The organism is Streptomyces sp. NEAU-W12 (assembly GCF_026242095.1).
Classification (GTDB): Bacteria; Actinomycetota; Actinomycetes; order Streptomycetales; family Streptomycetaceae; genus Streptomyces.
The window spans coordinates 1-19,208 of the sequence record NZ_JAPJDM010000039.1; the positions used below are offsets into that span (position 1 = coordinate 1).

Here is a 19,208-nt window from a genome sequence, read left to right on the forward strand (position 1 = left end):
TCGAGGTCCGGGCCAGCGCCACCGCGTCCCGCTTGAACTCTTCGGGGTAGTTCTTCCGCTTTGCCACCTTGGATCACTTCCCCTGGATGACGAGTCATCCAGCGTCCAGGTGTCGGAATTTTGGGGGTCACTCCAGAAGCCAGCGGATCCCCGACCATCCGCAGTGCCTCGTCATGATGGGCTCAGGCGTTACGCGGTCGGTCCTGGCGAATCTCAGCGCTTCGATATCTGGAGTCTTCACGATCAGCGCCACAACACTTCCCGCGGGCGTTGTCACGTTGGCTGACCGGCCTGGGATGATCTTGGAGTTGGTTGCGCCGGGGAGGGGTTCGCTCGTGTCGTCCGCGTCGCCGTCGTACAAGGGGCACCGATACCCGGTCGAGGTCATCGCGCACTGCGTGTGGCTTTACTTCCGGTTCCCGCTCAGCTTCCGCGAGGTTGATGGGGATTCTTGAAAACGGCCAGGGATGCTCCTCGCATCACTCGCTCTGGTGTTCAACGAAGTAGGGAGTTTCAAGGAGCGTGGCCCGGGTCGGCGGCTTGGGTTTCCCGCTCGTGGAGTGTGCGGGCCGTGTCGAGACGTCGAGACGCTGGCTTCGTGGCGGTGGCCAATCCGGGATCCTCACGCACGGCCACACCAGCGATCAGCTGCCTGCGGAGAGGGCCCCGTCAAGGAGCCGTGCCGTGAGTTCCATGCACCGCGTCCGGGCCGCGGAGAAGCCATAGGGCATCTTGGTTACCGCTTCGAAGGCACTCATCTGGGCATCCTCCTCGCGGCTCGCCTCGGCGTCGTAGATCTCGAAGAGCTTCTCCTCGGCCACGTCGAGTCCGGCCGCTTCAATGGCCTGGAGCAGGGCCTTGTGGTGGGCGCAGTGCTGCGCGGCGAGTTCCTCGACCTGCGGGTCGTGGGGGTCGACGGTGTCATCGAGGGCGGCGTCGGCCGCGTCGAGGCGGTCTGCCTCGGCCCGTAGGCCGGGATGAGTCGCCAGGGTGATGAACACGCTGGCCTGGATTGCGGCTCCCAGCGGCCCGAAGATCCGTTCCGTGACCAGCAGGGCGTCCAGGTCGGAGGGGCGCAGTGCGCCAGAAGGCAGGTGGCTGAGCCGGTCCGTGACCAACGGGGAGAGCAAGCCCAGCGGGCTGCCCACGCCCCGCAGGCGCTGGACTGCCGCGCGCTGACGCTTGATGTCGGCCTCCTGGGCGGCCAGGGTCTCCTCCAGCCGGCCCAGGACGTCCTCAACGTCCCGGGCTTCGTCGAAGGCGGCCCGCATGTCGTCCAGGCTGATGCCGGCCTCGGACATCTTGCGGATCCACAGCAGGCGGATCATGTCGTCGTAGCCGTAGCGGCGGCGTCCGTCTCCGCCTCGCTCGGGCTCCGGCAGCAGACCGATCTGGTGGTAGTGACGAATGGCGCGCGGGGTGGTTCCGGCGAAGGCGGCGGCATCGCCGATCTTGACCTCGCGGGGAGGCGTGGCGGAGGGGTACATCGCAGACAGGGCCTTTCGTGCTGTGGTGCCCTCGACGACACCACATGCCGCTACGGCATGTGCAACTACACACCCCCCGGACCCTGACGGGCTATCGGGCGGTCCCTCGCCATTGGTGTCCCGTCCCAGGACAGGCCCGGAATGGGTGGGGAGATCCGTCGAGCAGGTCTGATGGCACCCGAGCAGGGGTTGGGGATTTTCAAGGAGCCCCATCAAGGTCGAGGAGCTCATGCTCGAGCGCGGCGTGCTCGTCTCCCACGAGACGGTCCGGCGCTGGTGCGCGAAGTTCGGGCAGACCTACGCGAACGGCCTGCGCCGCCGACGGCCCCGGCCGGGCGACAAGTGGCACCTGGACGAGGTCTTCGTGAGGATCAACGGTGAGTCGAGGTACCTGTGGCAGGCCGTGGACGCCGACGGCACCGTCCTTGACATCCTCGTGCAGAACCGGCGGGACAAGGCCGCGGCCCGGCGCTTCTTCCGCAAGCTCCTGAAGACGACCCGCACGGTTCCACGGGTGATCGTCACCGACAAGCTCCGCTCCTACGGTGCCGCCCACCGCCAGGTCATGCCCTCGGTCGAGCACCGCTCGCACAAGGGCCTGAACAACCGGGCCGAGAACAGCCACCCGCCCACCCGGCAGCGTGAGCGCGCCATGAAAGGCTTCCGCAGCGTCGGCGGAGCCCAGCGGTTCCTGGCCGCGTTCAGCGGCATCTCACCCTCCTTCCGGCCCCGCCGTCACCTGGTGACCGTCCCCGGCTACCGAGCCGAGATGACCGTACGCTTCCGCTTCGCCATCTGGGAGCAGACCACCGGCGCCGCCGGCCAGCCCGCCGCGGCTTGAACACCGGCCCGGAACCCAGCCCCCACCACGCCCCGACGCGCCGCCAGAGACCCACGCACCCAATAATGTGACAGCGCCCGCGATGGTGCTGCTGGCCGACGCCTACGACTTCCTGGAGGCAGTGGCCGTTACTGGCGCGTCCTTCCTGCTGCGCTCGACCCGCAAGCGGCGCCCGACGGGACGCCGCCCGCTGCCGGACGGCTCCCACCTGACCACCATCTGCGCCGGGAGATACCAGGCCGGGCGCGGTTACGGACGGCTCGAGGTACGGATCATCGAAGCCTGGATGACCATCGAGTCAGCCGACGGCACCCGGGTCCGCCGGCGTTCCGGTCGTAGCCCTCACGGGACTCGACCGCCACCGGCAGGGGGGTGATGGCCTCGCTCAACCGCCCGTCACCCATCACGCCGCACAGGCCGCAGCTACAACCGCCCGCATCGCAGCGGAGACGACAAGGGAAACACGCAGCCCTGATTCCGCCGAGCCATACCGCGTAGGCTGAGTCAGCCGAAACCGACAAAATCGGAGGCACACCCCTTGCCAAGACCCATCAGTAAAGTAACGGCAAAGCCCTGTCAACAGAGCAGGTCGAAAAGGGTCCTCTCCGCGCGAGCGGAGGTGAGCCGTGCTCGACGAGTTCGTGGGCACTGCCGGGCCCGTCCTCTCCGCGCGAGCAGAGGTGAGCCTCGGTGGAGGCGCTCGGGGTGCGCAGCGCCCAGTTGCGCAAGATCGAACTGGCCCGCCCGCGCAGCGTCATCGGCAAGAACACCGTGGAGGCCATGCAGTCCGGCATCCTCTACGGCTTCGCGGGCCAGGTGGACGGCGTCACCGAACGCACGGCGAAGGAACTCGCCGGTCCCGACGACGATCCCGACGACGTCACCGTCATCGCGACCGGCGGCCTGGCGCCGATGGCGCTCGGCGAGTCCTCGGTGATCGACGAGCACGAGCCCTGGCTGACCCTCATCGGCCTGCGTCTCGTCTACGAGCGCAACGTCTCCCGCACCTGACCGCCCGCCCGGCCCCGTAGGTGCCGGAACCAGCCCGGCCCGGCACCTGTTTCAGACAACCGTGGTCGCAGGTTTCCCCACAACAGCACAGCCTGTCACCGGAGTTCAGTAAGGTCCCACCTGTTCCACCGCTAGGTGCTCTCGGCCGTCGCGGCCGGGCACGCGAGCCTGTCCAGAATGGGTGTGAAGTGAACAGTCAGTTACGCCTGCGCACGCGTACGGCGACCGCGGTCCTCCGGACCAGGTTCGCCGCGATGGTCGGAACGGTCGCGATGCTCGCGGCCGTCCTCACCGGCACGACCGTCACCACGGCAAGCGCCGCCGAAGCCGCTGCCCCGCAGGCCGCGGCAGGCGGGTGGTCCTGCGGCGGGGACCCGGTTCCCCCCGGATACGTCATCTCCCAGCTCAACAAAACCGGCTGCAACGGCAGGGGTTCCTGGTACCAGGAACCCGCCCGCGACGGGATCTGGACCTGCTCGGGCTCGCCGATCGTGCCGGGGTACGTCATCAGCGCCCACAACAAACAGGGGTGCAGCGGCATCGGCTCCTGGCAGCACAAGCTCGCCAAGGACGGCATCTGGACCTGCTCGGGCTCGCCGATCGTGCCCGGCTACGTCATCACCGCCCACGACAAGTACGGCTGCGGCGGCATCGGCTCCTGGTACCACAAGCTCGCCAAGGACGGCATGTGGACCTGCGCGGGTTCGCCGATCGTGCCCGGGTACGTGGTGACCGCCTGGGACAAGTACGGCTGCGGCGGCATCGGCTCTTGGTACCACAAGGTCGCCCGCGCCGGCCTGTACGTGTGCCCCACCTCGCCCATCCCGCCCGGGTTCCGCGCCACCACGGGCAGCATGAACCAGTGCAGCGGCCTCGGCGGCAGGCTTCTCGCCAACGCCTGACCCCGACCGGGCACACCTTGCGCCTGCCGTAGGCGCGCTGAAGGCACCACGTACCGTGTGGTGCCTTCAGCGCGTCCCCGGTAACCGCGCCAGGGCGGACTCCAGCACCCGCTTGGTCAGCATCTGCAACAGGCCGCCCTCGCCGGTCAGCTGCAGCCCCTCGGATCGGGCCCGGTCCACGAGCATCGCAACCAACTGCTCATCCGACGCGGTCGGCACCGGCATGACCGCCGGCTTCTCCACGGACTCCTGCTCGACAACGGTCTCGGTCTTTTCTGGCATCTCCTTGATCATCAGATCCGCCGTTGATTGGACACTCCCCATCTCGGACCCGGGCGGCGCTGTGGGTGACTGACGCGGACTTGGTGCTGGCGTCGTCATCGCCCGGTCGCCCCCTGCAGGGTGTGGTCGACCGGGGTGGGCCCGCCTTCGGAGAGTCCAGCCATCAGGCGTCCGATTTATGCAAGACTGAGGTGGATGAGCTGTGAGGATCCGCTTTAACCAGCCACCTCATCTGTGCTAGCTCGTGGTGGGGGCCGCCGCCCTCGTGGTCGTTGAAGTCGTATACCTCGATCTCCTTGTCCTCGTGAGCCCACACGTTGAAGGCGGCGAAGACCATCGACGGCGGGCAGGTACGGTCCTCCAGTGCTGTCGAGAAGAGTGCGGGGGCGGTCGCCCGGGCCGCGAAATGGACGCCGTCGAAGTAGGCGAGCGTGCGTCGAGCTTGTTCGACGCGTCCGCGGTGTGCCTTAAGGTAGTCGCCGATCTCTCGGTAGGGCGGGCGGTCGGTGAGGGTGATTGCCCGGGGGAAGTCGCACAGGAAGGGGACGTTGGGCACGGCCGCCGCCAGATCCGGGATCAGTCCGGCCGCCGCGATCGTGATGCCGCCGCCCTGGCTGTTGCCGAGGATGGTGGTGCGCGCGGGGTCCACCAGGGGATGGGAGCGTGCCGCTTCCACCGCGCGCACGGCGTCTGTGAAGAGGCGCCGGTAGTAGTACGTCTCCGGGTCCTCGATGCCCCGTGTCATGAAGCCGGGGCGCGCGGGGCCGCTGCCCACAGGGTCGGGCGTGTCACCAACGGTCCCTCCGCTGCCCTGGCCTCGTGTGTCCATCACGAAGTGGGCCCGTCCCGTGGACGCCCACAGCAGGTGGGTGTGCGACAGGCCGCGTCCGCCGCCGTAGCCGATGAACTGCACCACGACGGGCAGCGGTTCGGTGGCGTCTGCGGGGAGCACCAGCCACCCCTTGACGCGATGGCCGCCGAATCCGGAGAAGGTGACGTCGTGGACCTGCACGGTCGACAGGGCGGTGCTGACGGGTTCGAATCGAGCGTTGAGATCGTGCTTGCGTGCCTCCCCCAGGGTCCGGGACCAGAAGGTGTCGAAGTCGTCGGGCTCGATCGAACGGCTCCGGTGTTCCCGGAGTTCGTCGAGTGGGAGGTCGGACAGGGCCATGTGTGTGCTCCTGGGAAAGGTGGAGGGCGATGCCTGGACGGAGTCAGTCGAGACGCGTGCCGTCGGCTGTCAGCGTGACCGGTCGGCCGGTGCGGGCCGACCGGTCGGCCGCCACCCCTGTGAGAACGCTGCGCAGTCCGTCCCGGCACCCGGCCCGGCGGCCCAGCGGGTCGGCCGCACTTCCTCGGAAGACGTCGTCGAGCAGCAGTCGGTCGCCGCCGCCGTGGCCGCCGGTCACCTGGGTGATGGCGATGTCTTCCGGCCTCTTCCAGTGCTCCTGGACCGTGAGTCGCTCGTGGCCCTCGTCATGCGCTTGGCTGGTCGAGGTCGGGGCGATCTCTGCGCCCGTGGGCGTGTAGCCCCGTTCGTGGACTTCCAGGTCGAGCCGGCCGCGGGTACCGGTGAACGACACCCGGTAGCCCTCGTGGGGGGCGTAGGCCGTCAGGGAGTAGGTCAGCACGGTCCGGTCGGTGTAGCGGACGAGGACCGACATGGTGTCGTCGATGGTGACGCCCTCGGCGAAGACGTCCTGGTCCCGCAGGTAGCCGTCCTCGTGCTCGGCGTCGAGGTACAGCGCCTTCAGTCGCGCATCCAAGGCGAGGTCTAGAAGGAAGGGGTCCCTGCCGAGGGCCGCCGCGCCGTGGGAACGGGTCGGCCGGGGGCTGGTGTACTGACGGGTGCCCGCCCCCGTGGCCCCGTAGAACCGCAGGCCGGTCTGGGCGAAGACGAGTTCCGGTGAGCTGTCCAGCCACCAGTTGACGAGGTCGAAGTGGTGGGTCGACTTGTGCACGAGCAGCCCGCCGGACTGACCGTGGTCACGGTGCCAGCGGCGGAAGTAGTCCGCCCCGTGGACGGTGTCGAGCATCCATTCGAAGTGGACGGCTGTCACTTCGCCGACGCGGCCGGACGTCAGGATCTCCCGGACCGCGGTGTTGCGGGGCGAGTAGCGGTAGTTGAAGGTCACGGTCAGTCGTGCGTTACTGCGTTCCGCGGCGGCGGCGATCCGGGCGCAGTCGTCGGCCGTGGTCGTCATCGGCTTCTCGACGATGACGTCGAGGCCCGCGTCCAGGGCGGCACACACGTAGTCGGCGTGTGCGGCGTCCACCGTCGTGACGATCACGGCATCGGCCATGGCGAGGACGGTGGCCAGGTCGTCCGGGGTGTGGCAGAGGGCTTCAGGCCGGCCGACGGCCCGCAGGCGCCGGTTGTAGTACGCCATCCTGGTGCCGTTGGTGTCGCAGAAGGCAACGAGGGTCCCGGTGTCGCTCCAGTCTCCGAGCAGGGCGTCGACGTACAACTGCGCGCGGTGGCCGAGGCCGATGATCGCGTAGCGGCGGCCCATGGGCGCCTCCTGTAAGGGGTCGGCACCGGGCGGGCCGCCGCGGCGGCCCGCCCGGTGAGGCGAGTGGAGAGAGAGGCTCAGTACTCCACGGCGCCGATGTCCGGTTCCTCGTCGTAGAGCGCGGCGCCCCGGTAGTCGACGCCACCGTTGTCGGTGATGGCGAGGCCGTTGTCGATGAGGGCGGAGCGGGCGAGAGGCCGGTAGCCGAGGGCAGTACTCAGGCGGGGGCCGCTGGTGACGTCACCGTAGGGGCCGGAGACGTCCGGGTCGGCGAACTTGGCGTCGCCGGTGACGGCGTTGGTGTCACCTGCGGGTACGGGGAGGTCGGCGCCGCCGTAGTAATTGGTGTCGTAGGTGATGGTATCGCTGCTGCTCAACACGGCGCCGTCCGTCGTGGAGTAGAAGGCGTTGTTGCGGAGCGTGTACGTGCCCTTGAGGTAGGAGCCGAAGCCGTAGACGAGGTACTTGCTGCCGTTGTCGTTGTAGACGGTGTTGTTGTGGATCTGTGCCGTCGCCTTGGTGTTGGAGTGCAGGTACATCGCGTAGCGGCTGCTGTTGACGATGATGTTGTAGCGGGCCGTGACGCTGCCGAAGCCGAACTGGCAGAAGAGGATGCCGTCTCCGTTGTCGTGCATGTAGTTGTACTGCACGAGCACGTTGGTGGTGCCGCGGTCGGGGTCGATGGCGTTGTGGTCGGCGCCGCCGGCCTTGCGCTTGGTCCCGTACACCTCGTTGTGCTCGATGGTGATGCGGTCGGAGTAGTACGTCTCGATACCGGAGGTGCCGGCGTGCGCGACCACGTTGTGGTCGATCTGCCCGTCCCTGACGTCGGTGAGGTAGATGCCGTTGCAGCCGTAGTCGGTGCCGGCCTGGGAGATGTAGTTGCCGCGGACGGTGACGTCGGTGTGCGGGGTGAACTTGGTGTCGGTGGCGGAGGTGCGGGTGCCCCAGCCGGTGGCGACGGCGTCGGGCCCGTCTCCGGTGTACTGCTTGACGATGATGCCGCCGAACGAGGTGTTGACGATGGTGGAGTCCGACACCGTGATGTCGTTGAGGACCGTGGCGGTGGCGGGCGGGGCGGTGACGTCAGGCACGGTGGTGTCGAAGACGATGCCGCCGGTGCGCTTGGATCCGTCCCAGCCGGTGCCGAAGTTGATGCCCGGTTCGGTGCCGGACTCGGGATCGCCGGAGATCCAGTTGTCCTCACCGGTGACGTCGTGGACGTCGACGCCGTCCACGACGAAGTGGTCCAGGGTCTGGGAGTTGTCACCGGAGATGTGGATGCCGCGCAGCTCGGCCAGGTTCTCGCCGGGGGTGTCGGTGGCGGGTGCCTCGTTGCTGACGTCGAGGTCCCGGATCTCCCAGTACTCCTGGTTGTGCAGCTTGACGGCGTCCGCGACTTCGCCGCCGCCCTGGATGGCCGGTTTCAGGGGTGAGTTGTCGGCGCCGGCGTAGGACCCGATCGTGATGGGGGCGGACGCGGTGCCGGAGCCCTTCGGCCACAGCTGCCCCTCCCAGGTGCAGCCCTTGCGGAAGAGGATGCGGTCGCCGGGTTTGAAAGTGGTGGCGTTGACCTTGTCCAGGCTCTTCCACGGGTGGTTGGAGGACGTGCCGGAGGCGGTGTCCTTGCCGCTGCCCTGGCAGGAGTTGACGTAGTAGGTGCGGGCGGCGGTCTCGGCGGGTGCGGCGAGCATGACCACGGCTCCGGCGGTGAGGGCGACGGCCGTGACCACTGCGCCCAGGCGGCGGGCGGCTCTGGCCACGGGTGGTGCCCAGTGCGGACTGGACATGGGTGGGTGTCCTTCCGTTCGGTGAAGGGAGAAACGGTGCAGGTGCCACCGCTGCGGAGTGGGGAAGCGTCCCGTGCTTCCGCTCACTCGCCCGATGGGCCGGCGCGGCGGATCGGGTCGTAGGCCCGCAGGTGGCCGCACATGCCGAGGGTCTCCTCGGCCGGGCGGGCGATGCGGGCGGACTCTGCGTCGAGGAGGTGGTCGATCTCTCCGGCACGCAGGGCGTCGATCTGTTCCAAGGTGCGTCGGGCGGCGGCGAGCGGACCCTGGCGCACGACCTCGGTCCACTCCCCCAGGCGGGGCGCGACCAAGCGGGCCGCGTCCCGGCAGAAGTCGTGCAGGGCCTGGGTGTTGCCGCTCTCCCATTGGCGCACGAGTTCGGTAAAACCGGCCACGGCAAGGTCCCGGCGGGCCCGCGCGCGTTCCGGGCTTGGCCGGCCGGTCCCGTCGAGCAGGGAGACGGCCCGGGGATACGCGTCGGGGGTGAGGTGGTCGGGGGGGAAGGTGAGGACGGCGTCCCCGGCTTCGGGGAGTCCGCTGTTCTGCATGACGACCGTGACGCGCAGGTCCTCGTCGTTGACGGCGCGGTGGATGGTCCCGGGGGTGAACCAGACGACGTCCCCCGGCTCCAGGGTGTGCGTCCTCGGCCCCTCGGCGTTCAATGTCTGGAGCCGGCCCCGGCCGGCCGTGACGACGTAGCCCTCCGTGCAGGTGAGGTGCATATGCGGTGAGCCGCCGTGCTCGTCGTCCGCGGTCGGCCAGGGGTAGGCGCGCAGCGCGCTCAGGCCGACCGCGCCGGGGAAATCGGGCACAGGATGCCCCTCGGACCGGCTTTCTCGACGAGGGATGTCGACTCCGGTGTCGCTCACAGGGTGAACTCCGCAGCCAGCGGCTCCAGTTCGCGCCGTGCGGTCCTGCGGTCGATGAAGACGAAGCGGTGGCGCAGGCGCAGGGTTTCGCCGGGCGCAAGCTTGATCTCCGTATCGAAGGCGGGTGAGGGGTTGAGTGCGGCGAACTGCTTGCTGCGGGCGAACCAGGTGAGGGGGACGTCCGCGGACGAGGTGCCTGCGAGGGCGAGGACTGTGGCTCCGCCGTCGATCTCGTCGTGGTCGCTGGCGATCGCCGCCCAAGGGACGCGTGCGCCCATGAGGTCCTCGCCCTCGTGGTCGTCGGCGCCGATGACGTCGCCGTCGGTCCAGGCGCGGGGGCCGCGCCAAAAGAGGCCGGTGTAACCGGCGTTGGGCCGTCCATGGGTGGTAGGGCTGCCCATGTGCAGGGCGCCGTCGTGGACGTTGGTGAGGTCGCTGCCGAAGTCCAGGGCCCAGATGCCGCGTGCCGGGTCGGCGCTGTGGAAGCGCAGGGTGCGCACTTCCGTGAGCCACCGGTCGTCGTTGGAGGCGACCCAGTCGAGGTGCTCGCGGAGGGTGAGCTCCGTGTCCTCGGTTGTGGTGTTCTGGTCGAAGGCGCGGTGCAGTTGGGTGCCGTGGTTCTCCCGCCACACGTAGCCGTGCCCGGGGGCGCCGTCCTCGAAGGTGGGGCCGCCCCAGAAGTTGTCGCCGGACAGGTGTGACCAGGTCATCTGCAGGCCCTTGTGCCAACGGTGATCCCATGGGCGGTACACACCGAGCGGCGCCCCGGACAGGGTCCGCAGCGGGTACAGGTACGGCTTGGGGGATTCCTCGACGGGGGTGTCGGGCCGGTAGACGTAGTGGGCGACGTCCGTGCCGGCGACGCTGACGACCGCCTCGGTGCCGTTGTCGTCGTGGCGGAGGGTGAAGGGCGTGTCAGGCACTGGCGTGCTCCTTGTCGGCATCCGAGGAGGGCGCTGTCGCGGCGGGGCCGTTCATGGCGTGGTAGTACGGGTTGTCCGGGGTCAGGTCGGCGGGCGTGACGGGGCGGCCGGTGGCCGCGGACTCGTACAGCGCCGCGATGAAGGCGAGGGTGCGGCGGCCGTCCTCGCCGCTCGCCTCGGGGCGCCGCCCCTCGCGCAGGGCGGCCAGCAGGTTGCCGAGCTGGGCGGTGTGCGAGCTGGCGAGGTCGTCGGTGGGCGCGCCGAGGGCGCTCGGGCCGTCGTCCGCCCGGTGCGGAGCGGGCGTCCAGGTCCAGTGGCTGTTGTCGTAGCCGTACAGGTGGCTGAGTTCGACCGTCGCCTCGGTGAAGTCGAAGCGGAGGTAGCTGGTCTCGCGGGGCGAGAGGACGCTGTTGATCATGGAGACCATGGCGCCGGAGGCGAACCGTACTATCGCCATGGACACGTCCTCGGTGTCCACGTCGCGGGCCAGGGTGCCGGCGGCGGCGCGGACCTCGGTCCAGTCTCCGAGCAGGGACAGCATGAGGTCCATCTGGTGGATGCCGTGGCCCATGGCGGGGCCGCCGCCCTCGCTCTCCCAGGTGCCCCGCCACGGAACGTCGTAGTAGGCGTCGTCCCGGTACCAGAGGGTGTGGCAGACACCGACAAGGGGGGTGCCGAGGGCGCCGGTGCGGATCTGCTCGCGCAGGGCGCGCGCCGCTGAGCCGAAGCGGTGCTGGAAGACGTACGACACGTAGGGGCCGCCGTCGCGTTCGTGTGCGGCGATTGCGTCGTACTCGGCGACCGACACGGTCGGGGGCTTCTCGCACCACACCCAGACGCCGGCGTCCAGGCAGGCCACCACGGCGTCGTGGTGCGCCGCCGGCGGGGTACACACGACGACGAGGTCGAGCCGTTCAGCCGCCAGCATCTCCGCGAGGTCCTCATAGGCGGCGGGGACGTTCCAACGGGAGGCGAAGGCGGCCGCCCGGTCGGCGTCCAGGTCGACGACCGCGACGACGGTCGCCTGGTCCTCGCGGGCGCGCAGGGCCTTCAGGTGGGCGTCGGCGATTTTTCCGGCACCGACGACCGCCACCCGGACGGGGTGGTGAGCGTGAGTCATGGGTCTCTTTCTGAGGGAGGCGTTCAGACGGCGCGGTGTGCGCTGCCGGACAGTGCCTGGGCGGGGTTGGAGAAGCGCAGGCTGATGGCGAGGCCGATGAGGGCGATGGCCATGTAGAAGACGGTCATGGCGGCGGTGAGGGCGGCCGGCGGGCCGCCGGGGTCGGCCATGGCGCCGAAGATGGTGACGACCAGGGTCTGGGTCTCGGCGCTGGAGACGAAGAACGTCAGCTCGAACGAACCGAGTACGCGTACCAGGCAGAGCACACCGGCGGCGACGATGCCTGGCATCAGCAGCGGCACCAGGACCCGCGTGAACAGCTTGAAGTCGTTCGCGCCGAACACCCGGGCGGCGTCCTCGACCTGCGGTGAGATCTGCTCCACGAACGGCACCGTAATGAGGATGACCAGCGGGAGGATCGGTACGAGGTTGACCAGGATCACCGACAGCAGGGTGCCGCCGATGCCGAGGCGGTACATCAACGCCGCGAGCTGCACGGCGTAGGTGAGGGGCGGCAGGATCACCGGGAACAGGGCGAACAGCATGATCGCCGAGCGGCCCGGGAATGACTTGCGGGCCAGGACGTAGCCGGCGGGCACGCCGATCACGAGGGCCAGCAGAACGTCGGCCACGGCCACCTGGAAGGTGACGGCGAGCGACGAGGAGAGACCGGGGGTCTCCCACGCCTGGCGGAACCAGTCGGAGGTCACCGAGCTGGGCAGCCAGCTGGCGCCCCAGGAGGCGCCCAGGGACGCGACGATCACGGAGGCGAGGACCGCCAGCAGGAACGCCACGAACAGGCCGGCCGTGATCCAGGTGACCACGGCGGTCACTGTCGGGCGTGGCTTGGACGTCCGCTTGGGCGGGGTGGCCTCGGTGGGGCGGGGGCCGGCGGTCGGAGGGGTGGCGAGGGTGGTCATCAGCCCTTGCCTCCTACCGCGGGTCCCTTGTACAGGCGGTTGCGCAGCAGCACCATCAGGGCGAGGAACAGCAGCTCGATGAGAGTGAGCACGATGGCGATGGCGGATGCCTGCGCATAGTCCGACCGCTGGGACGCGGCTTGGTAGATGGGGATCGTCAGGACGTGGGTCTCGTTGTCGGGTTGGCCCACCAGGATCGCCGAGGGGAAGATCGCGAATGCTTCGACCAGGGCGAGCATGAACGTGGTGAGGATGCCGGGCATGGCCAGAGGCAGGGAGATCTTCCAGAACCGGGTGGCCCGGCCGGCCCCCAGTGTGGCGGCGGCATTCTCCAGGGCTGGGTCGATGCCGCCGAAAAAGCCCATGAGCAGCAGGAAAGCCAGCGGCAGGGTGGTCAGGACGGCGGCGATGAAGGTGCCCTCGTAGTTGTAGAGGAGGTCGGCCTTGGGCAGGCCGATCGCCTCCAGCGCCAGGTTGGCCCACCCGTAGGGGGAGAACACCCGCAGCATGCCCTGGGCGATGAGAATGCTGCCGAAAGTGATGGGCAGCATCAGGGCCAGGGTCACCAGCTTCCGGCCACGGAAGTCGCGTCGGCACTGGTAGGCGATGGGGGTGGCGAGGCCGACGCTGACCAAGGCCACGGGCACGGCCAGCTGCAGCGTCTTGAAGATGGCATCCCGCTGGTAGGAGTCGCCGAAGAAGTCCTGGTAGTTGGCGAACGGGCCGCCTCCTTCCAAGGGCTGGAAGGAGATGGAGATGCCGTAGATGAAGGGGTAGAGGAACAGCGCGCCGATCACGACGAGGGCCGGCAGCAGCAACATCAGCGACCAGTCGATGCCGCGTTCGGCCAGCCGGTGCTTCAGGGGCTGCCGGCCAGCGCTCCCCCGCGACGGGTCGAGCACGTCAGCCATGCGGAGCCTCCCCCGCTTGGGCTCCGGACGCGGAGGACTCGGCGTAGACCAGAACCCGCTCGGGCACGACCCCCAAGTGGAGGGTGGTGCCCGCCACGACCGGCTGGTCGGTTTTCAGGTGCAGTACCGTGTCGTCGCCCGTACGGGCCCGCACCGACAGTTCCCGGCCGTGGTATTCGACCACTTCGGCGACCGCCTTGACGGAGTTGCCGGTGGTGCCGGGGCCGACCACGAAGTCCTCGGGCCGGATGGCCACGGTCACCTCGGCTCCCGGTTCCAGCGAGGCGCCGGAGCGGTGGCTGCCGTGGATGACGGTGCCGTGGGCCCGCACGCTGACCGCGTTCCCGTGCCCGGTGGTATCGACCTGCGCCGGGAAGAGGTTGCGGTAGCCCATGAAGCCGGCGACATACGCGCTGACCGGGTTGGTGTACACCTCCTGCGGCGTGCCCGTCTGCTCCAGGACCCCCTTGCGCAGCACCACCAGGCGGGTGGCGAGGGAGAGCGCTTCCTCCTGGTCGTGGGTGACGTAGAGGACGGTGAGACCGCGCTCCTGGTAGAGGCGCTTGATCTCGGTGCGCATCTCGATGCGCAGGGCCGCGTCCAGGTTGGACAGCGGCTCGTCCATGAGGACGATCTCAGGCTCGATGGCCAGGGCGCGGGCGATGGCGACGCGCTGCTGCTGTCCGCCGGACAGCTGCGAGGGCAGTTTGGCCGCGTGCTCGCGCAACTGGACCAGCCGGAGGGCGCGCAGGGCGCCCTCCTGTCGCTGCGCCTTGGGGAGACCCCGCATGCTCAGGCCGAACTCGACGTTCCTCTGCACGCTCATGTGCGGGAAGAGGGCGTAGTTCTGGAAGACCATCCCGAAGCCGCGCTTCTCCGTCGGGAGGGTGTCGATCCGGGTGTCGTCGAGCCAGATGGAGCCGCTGGTGAGCGGCTGCAGACCCGCCAGACAGGCCAGCGCGGTGGACTTGCCGCAACCGGAGGGGCCCAGCAGGGCGACGAACTCACCTCGCTCCAGGTCCAGGTCGAGCTCGGCCAGGGCGGGAGCGCCGGCCTTGGCGTACTGGCGGGTGACCCCTCGCATCGACAGCTTCTCGAAGGTGACCGCGGGCTTGGTACCTGTCATCGCCATGGTCAGCTACCGACCTTGGAACCGACGTTGCGCTGCCAGAGGTCGAACGCCTCCTGCATCTTGTCGGGCGCCAGCGCGACACGCACCTCGCCGGTCTTCAGGGCCTTCGGGTAGAAGTCGGGCCGGCCCCACTCCTCCACGAAGACGCTCACCTTCGAGCCCGAGTTCTCGGTGGTGACGTCCTTGTTGGCGGTGGTCAGCACGCCGGTGGTCAGCCGCTCCTGCTGCGCCTCCCGGCCCACCAGGTACGACTCCAGCTTCAGGACGACGTACAGCGTCTCGGCGCTGACGCCCTTGGGCACCATCGCGAAGTGGCCGTCGCTGATCCAGTTCTGGTTGTCGAACAGGGCGATTCCGGTGTCCGCGGGCCAGGTCTTCGTCTTACGGTTCGACACGTCGTGGGCGATGATCGTCGGGATGACCTCCAACTGGCCGGCCCCGAACTGCTGCGCCAGGATGGTCGAGCTGGCCGGGTAGCTGTTGACGTACTCGCCCAGTTCGGCGAGGTAGTCCCAGGTCTTGTCCCAACCCTTGACGGGGTCCTGCGGATCGGAGTCACCCAGCATGTAGGGCAGGGCCTGGATGAAGGCGCGGCCGGAACCGGATCCGGAGGGCTGCGCGTAGGCGAACTCGCCCTTGTGCGCCTTGGCCCATTCCAGCAGTTCCTCGGGAGTGGCCGGGACGTCGCCAGCGTCGACCTTGTCCGGGTTGTAGTCGATGAAGGGCCCGTTGGGGTCGTAGTTGATCAGCACACCGAGACCGTGGGCGGTCTTCTGCAGCTCGGCGCGCGGCGCGTCCTGGATCGCGGAGAGGTCCGGCAGCGACTCGGCGTTGGCCTCGACCTGCTCCAGCAGGAGGTCCTGCTTCTCGGCGGCGCCGAGCACGTCCGGGCCGCCCAGGACGAGGGAGATGTCCATCTTGCCGCCGCTGCGCTGCGCCCGGACCTTGCCCGCAACGTCCGGGCCGGCCGCCGTCTGGTAGGTGACACCCGAGACCAGGTCCGGGTTCGCCTTCACAAAGGCGTCGATGGCGGCCTTGCCGCCGCCGGCCAGGTTGCCGCCACCGTCCATGACGGTCAACTTGATCGGCTTGGCCGGCTTCTTGGGGGTCAGGGAGTCCGCGTCCGACGAGGAATCGGTTCCGGGCGCGCCGCATCCGGCGATGGTCAACGCCGCCGCCAGAGCAACGGCGGCCCCTGTGAAGGCCCGGGCTCGTCCGCCCCTGGCAACACCTTGCTGTGTCACGGGTTTTCCTTTCGCCACTCCGGCCTCCGTGCGGAAAACGGCTTGGGCCGCCGCCTCTCCCGGTCTGCTTGAGTGGGATGAATCGATAAGAGATCCACCACGTGTCGCACCTGCCGTGGTGTCGGAGCGACGATAGTGATCGATCACTTTTTGCGTCAATACCCTTGCAGATGATCGATCACTTTTGCTTTAGTGAATTTTACTGCTCCCAGTCACCAGGGGCACCAAACTCCTACGAGTTAGCATTCCGACCCAACTCACCACGGGAAGGGCCGCTGGACCCTCGGGGGACGAGTTCATATAGCTTACTTTCGCTAATTTGCGGAGGCTGTTCTCCCCTGATTGCGGCAAGCAGGGACGCCATCGCCTGCCGTCCCAGAGCCTCCCCGTCGCTCCTGACGGTGGACAGCGTCGGGCGCAGGTAGAGACCGAACGGTTCGTCGTCCCACCCGAAGACACTGACGTCCTCTGGGACCCGGATCCCTCGGTCCTGAAAACCTCTGATGACCCCGATGGCCACGTAGTCATTGGCCGCGAGTACCGCAGTGACGCCGGAGTCCACCGGGAGTTCCTGTGCGGCCTGATAGCCCGAGCCCACCGACCAGTCCCCGTCGTAAATGCCGTACGACTCCAGACCGTACTTGGCGACGGCCTCGGCGTACACGGCACGGCGGTTGTCGGCCGACGCCCAGCCACGCAGTCCTGCGACATGCAGGAAACGGCGGTGTCCGAGGTCGGCCAGGTGACGGACGATGTCCTCGGCCGGCCTTCCGTCGGCCAGTTTCCCTCGTGAGTGCATGTCGTCGTCGTACTCGCCGAACACGATCACGGGCGCCGTCTCGCCCTTCATGCGTTCACTGAGGTCGCCGAGCGGGGTGAAGGACAGGATGCCCTCCGCCTGCCCCGAGGCCAGGAGGTTCAGGACACCCTCGGCGCGTCGACCCTCCCCGCCCTCCAGTCCGATGACATCGGTGGTGAACCCCTCCTCGTGCGCCGCGGCGGAAGCTCCCCGGAGCATGGGGATGGGTACGAAGTTCGTCAGCTCGGGCAGCACGATCGCGACCCGGTTGGTCCGCCGTGTCCGCATGGACCGGGCGATGAGGTTCGGGTGGTAGTCCAGTTCGGCGATGGCTCGGTCGATCTTGGACTTCGTGGTCGGCTTCATGCCGCCGTCGTTCTTCAGGTATCGCGAGACGGTTTGGTGCGACACGCCGGCCAGCCGGGCGACCTCCCAGATGGTCGCGCGCTTCTTCTTCGGTTCTGCCGTTCCTGAGCCGCCGACCATGCCGCTATGCGTCCTTCCCTTGAACCGCGCGACGGCCGATCCGCCTGAAACGGGCGAAACCGACGCCCTGACCGCGCAGTCGATTGCTCCGAGCATAGAACGGCGGCCGGGCCGGTCCATCGGTTCCGTGCACCCCCGGCGGAGCCCGGGACGAGGGGGGTCCAGGGCCCTCGCCCCTTCCGGGCCCGGCCGGGGACCGGGTGGGAGACACCGCACCAGTCGACACAGGAGCCGCCGGGATGCAAAAAGTGATCGATCACGTGCGCGGGCCTTGCCCTCCGGAGTGAACGATCACTACGTTGCCCGAGGACGTTCCGCCTCCGCCGTGCGCCGATCCGGCAGCCCCGGCCTCCCAAATCTTCTCCCTCTCTCCCTCGCACCACTCAGGCCCGTTCTCGGCAGCCCGAGACCAAAGGAGTTCGACGTGCGATCCTCCAAGATCAGAACCGGTCCGCGAACACGGAGACGGACCACCGCGCTCGCCACTGCGGCTCTTTTCCTCACGGGGCTCGCCCTGCCCGGCACCGCCTCGGCCACCGACCTCACCCCGGTCACGCTGATCAGCGAGAACTTCGACGACCCGACCGAGTCCGCCGACTTCGGCTTCCCGATCGGCGCGGGGAGCAGTGACGGCGTACTGAACCTCACGGACGGTATGCGCAGCTACACGACGTCCGTCAAACGGTTCCCGTCTTCGATCCGGGAAGAGAAGACCCTGGGCCTGCGGTTCGACTGGAGCACGGCGATCGCCAGCTCGGCGATGAAGACCGGTCTGGAGCTGCGCGACGACGACGGGCACCTCGTGTTCGCGATCGCGTCGACCGCCACCGAGCTCCGTTACGCGGTGACGGGACCGGATTCCACCTCCGCCTCCGCAGAGGACGACCTCAACCCTGTGTGGAACCGGACCGCTTTCGACAGCAGCAAGTGGTTCACGGTGGACCTGCACATGGACTTCTCCGTCGGCACGCTCCAGTACGCGATCACCACCGGAGAGGCGGCCCCGAGAGTGATGGCCTCCGGGACGGGAGACATCACTGGGACGAACCTCGCGAAGTTCGTCGCCTGCAACTACTACGGGACCGGCACGCAGTCGATCGACAACTTCAGACTGTCACGGCCCGCCCACTCCGCCAAGGGTTCCCTGGTCGGCACATCCCTCTACGCCTTCGGCGACAGCATCGTCCAGGGCAATGGGTACGCACGCGGCTTCGTGGACTTCGTCGCCGAACGCGAGAGGATCTCGCTGACAAAGTACTCGAGGAACGGTGCCACGCTGGGTCCGGCGCCCGATGCCCACGGCGGGCAGATCATCTCCCAGGTGCGCCGGGCCGTCGCCCAGGCGCCCGACGTCATCGTTTTCGACGGTGGGACGAACGACGCGTTGGAGATTCACGACAACCAGACCTACGAGATCGGGCAGGTCGACGATTCCCTGGATCCGGCCGACCTCGACACCAGTACCTACACCGGAGCTCTCGAAGCGACCATCCACGCGATGAAGGAGAAGTGGCCGACTGCCCGGATCGTGTACGTGACCACCCACAAACTGGTCTCCAGGGACTGGCAGACCCAGTTGACCCTGCGGGAGGTCACGTTGCGGGTGGCCGAGAAATGGGGTGTCACGGTCGCCGACGTCTTCGGGGACACGACCCTTGACACCCGGATCGACGCTCAGCGCGTGGCCTACACCTTCAACGGCCGCGACGCCAACGGCTTCCCGACCAGCAACGGCAGCGGCACGCATCCCAACATCACCGCCATCACCGAGTTTTATGTGCCCGTGCTGACCGCCCGGCTGGTGCGACCTGACGACCGGTGACCTCCCGGCCCGTAACCGGCGGACGTGCCGACACCCCGCGAAGACGGCGCGACGGTGGGGCGGGCACGGTGGCCGACGGCGTCGACCAGGGTCGACGCGCAGACCGTGAGGTGCGGAAATCGGGGTGTCTGCCGGCTGCATTCGGCTGACAGACAC

At 68.5% G+C, this 19,208-nt stretch carries 17 protein-coding genes and 3 pseudogenes; 6 read left to right on the top strand and 14 right to left on the bottom strand.

The genetic code is table 11. The features are described from left to right. Window positions 1-127: 127 nt before the first annotated feature. Window positions 128-388, bottom strand: coding sequence for a hypothetical protein (locus ORI94_RS32820; protein WP_266082481.1), 261 nt, complete (start codon window positions 386-388; stop codon window positions 128-130). On the opposite strand from ORI94_RS32820, the pseudogene ORI94_RS32825 reads away from it, so the two are divergent. Continuing rightward, window positions 336-443: pseudogene (locus ORI94_RS32825) on the top strand (IS6 family transposase); the annotation flags it as partial. The gene ORI94_RS32820 and the pseudogene ORI94_RS32825 sit on opposite strands and share 53 nt — an antisense overlap. A 201-nt stretch (window positions 444-644) precedes the next feature. On the opposite strand, the gene ORI94_RS32830 reads toward ORI94_RS32825, so the two are convergent. Beyond that, window positions 645-1,487 (bottom strand): MerR family transcriptional regulator, encoded by an 843-nt coding sequence (locus ORI94_RS32830; RefSeq protein ID WP_266082421.1) that lies wholly within the window; start codon window positions 1,485-1,487, stop codon window positions 645-647. A 211-nt stretch (window positions 1,488-1,698) separates the two neighbouring features. Between ORI94_RS32830 and ORI94_RS32835 the strand changes: the two genes are divergently transcribed. The 4 genes and pseudogenes from ORI94_RS32835 to ORI94_RS32850 all read left to right on the top strand — a co-directional run bounded on the left by ORI94_RS32835 (window position 1,699) and on the right by ORI94_RS32850 (window position 4,241). Then, window positions 1,699-2,328: an IS6 family transposase gene (locus ORI94_RS32835; RefSeq protein ID WP_266082477.1), complete on the top strand. Its 630-nt coding sequence runs from the start codon at window positions 1,699-1,701 to the stop codon at window positions 2,326-2,328. A 67-nt stretch (window positions 2,329-2,395) separates the two neighbouring features. Continuing rightward, a complete protein-coding gene (locus tag ORI94_RS32840) occupies window positions 2,396-2,704 on the top strand; it encodes a hypothetical protein (RefSeq protein WP_266082423.1) in 309 nt (102 codons plus the stop codon). A 311-nt stretch (window positions 2,705-3,015) separates the two neighbouring features. Next, window positions 3,016-3,339 (top strand): annotated as a pseudogene (locus tag ORI94_RS32845) (type III pantothenate kinase); the annotation flags it as partial. Between the two features lie 188 nt (window positions 3,340-3,527). Next, on the top strand, window positions 3,528-4,241 hold the full coding sequence (locus ORI94_RS32850; RefSeq protein WP_266082425.1) for a hypothetical protein: 714 nt from the start codon (window positions 3,528-3,530) through the stop codon (window positions 4,239-4,241). A 90-nt stretch (window positions 4,242-4,331) separates the two neighbouring features. On the opposite strand, the pseudogene ORI94_RS32855 reads toward ORI94_RS32850, so the two are convergent. The 12 genes and pseudogenes from ORI94_RS32855 to ORI94_RS32910 all read right to left on the bottom strand — a co-directional run. Next, window positions 4,332-4,466: pseudogene (locus tag ORI94_RS32855) on the bottom strand (IS256 family transposase); the annotation flags it as partial. A gap of 220 nt (window positions 4,467-4,686) precedes the next feature. Further along, window positions 4,687-5,694, bottom strand: a complete 1,008-nt coding sequence (locus tag ORI94_RS32860; RefSeq protein WP_266082427.1) for an acetylxylan esterase — start codon at window positions 5,692-5,694, stop codon at window positions 4,687-4,689. Window positions 5,695-5,737: 43 nt separating this feature from the next. Next, entirely contained in the window at window positions 5,738-7,036 is a 1,299-nt protein-coding gene (locus ORI94_RS32865; RefSeq protein ID WP_266082429.1) for a Gfo/Idh/MocA family protein, read from the bottom strand. A gap of 77 nt (window positions 7,037-7,113) precedes the next feature. After that, complete coding sequence (locus tag ORI94_RS32870; RefSeq protein ID WP_266082431.1) at window positions 7,114-8,826, bottom strand: right-handed parallel beta-helix repeat-containing protein; 1,713 nt, start codon at window positions 8,824-8,826, stop codon at window positions 7,114-7,116. Between the two features lie 83 nt (window positions 8,827-8,909). Continuing rightward, window positions 8,910-9,638 (bottom strand): cupin domain-containing protein, encoded by a 729-nt coding sequence (locus ORI94_RS32875; protein ID WP_266082433.1) that lies wholly within the window; start codon window positions 9,636-9,638, stop codon window positions 8,910-8,912. Window positions 9,639-9,691: 53 nt separating this feature from the next. Then, window positions 9,692-10,618: a PmoA family protein gene (locus ORI94_RS32880; RefSeq protein ID WP_266082435.1), complete on the bottom strand. Its 927-nt coding sequence runs from the start codon at window positions 10,616-10,618 to the stop codon at window positions 9,692-9,694. Next, on the bottom strand, window positions 10,611-11,738 hold the full coding sequence (locus ORI94_RS32885) for a Gfo/Idh/MocA family protein (protein ID WP_266082437.1): 1,128 nt from the start codon (window positions 11,736-11,738) through the stop codon (window positions 10,611-10,613). Before ORI94_RS32885 ends, ORI94_RS32880 begins: the two co-directional genes overlap by 8 nt. Before the next feature lie 23 nt (window positions 11,739-11,761). After that, complete coding sequence (locus tag ORI94_RS32890; RefSeq protein WP_266082439.1) at window positions 11,762-12,658, bottom strand: ABC transporter permease; 897 nt, start codon at window positions 12,656-12,658, stop codon at window positions 11,762-11,764. Next, window positions 12,658-13,569 carry an ABC transporter permease gene (locus ORI94_RS32895; protein ID WP_266082441.1) on the bottom strand — a complete coding sequence of 304 codons (912 nt, stop codon included), beginning with the start codon at window positions 13,567-13,569 and terminating at the stop codon, window positions 12,658-12,660. The genes ORI94_RS32890 and ORI94_RS32895 overlap by 1 nt, the downstream gene beginning before the upstream one ends. Next, window positions 13,562-14,701, bottom strand: coding sequence for an ABC transporter ATP-binding protein (locus tag ORI94_RS32900; protein ID WP_266082443.1), 1,140 nt, complete (start codon window positions 14,699-14,701; stop codon window positions 13,562-13,564). The genes ORI94_RS32895 and ORI94_RS32900 overlap by 8 nt, the downstream gene beginning before the upstream one ends. A 2-nt stretch (window positions 14,702-14,703) precedes the next feature. Beyond that, a complete protein-coding gene (locus ORI94_RS32905) occupies window positions 14,704-15,945 on the bottom strand; it encodes an extracellular solute-binding protein (protein WP_266082445.1) in 1,242 nt (413 codons plus the stop codon). Between the two features lie 232 nt (window positions 15,946-16,177). Continuing rightward, entirely contained in the window at window positions 16,178-17,230 is a 1,053-nt protein-coding gene (locus tag ORI94_RS32910) for a LacI family DNA-binding transcriptional regulator (RefSeq protein ID WP_266082447.1), read from the bottom strand. A 424-nt stretch (window positions 17,231-17,654) separates the two neighbouring features. Here ORI94_RS32910 and ORI94_RS32915 point away from each other — a divergent pair, with 424 nt between their 5' ends. Beyond that, window positions 17,655-19,052: an SGNH/GDSL hydrolase family protein gene (locus ORI94_RS32915; protein ID WP_266082449.1), complete on the top strand. Its 1,398-nt coding sequence runs from the start codon at window positions 17,655-17,657 to the stop codon at window positions 19,050-19,052. Window positions 19,053-19,208 lie beyond the last annotated feature (156 nt).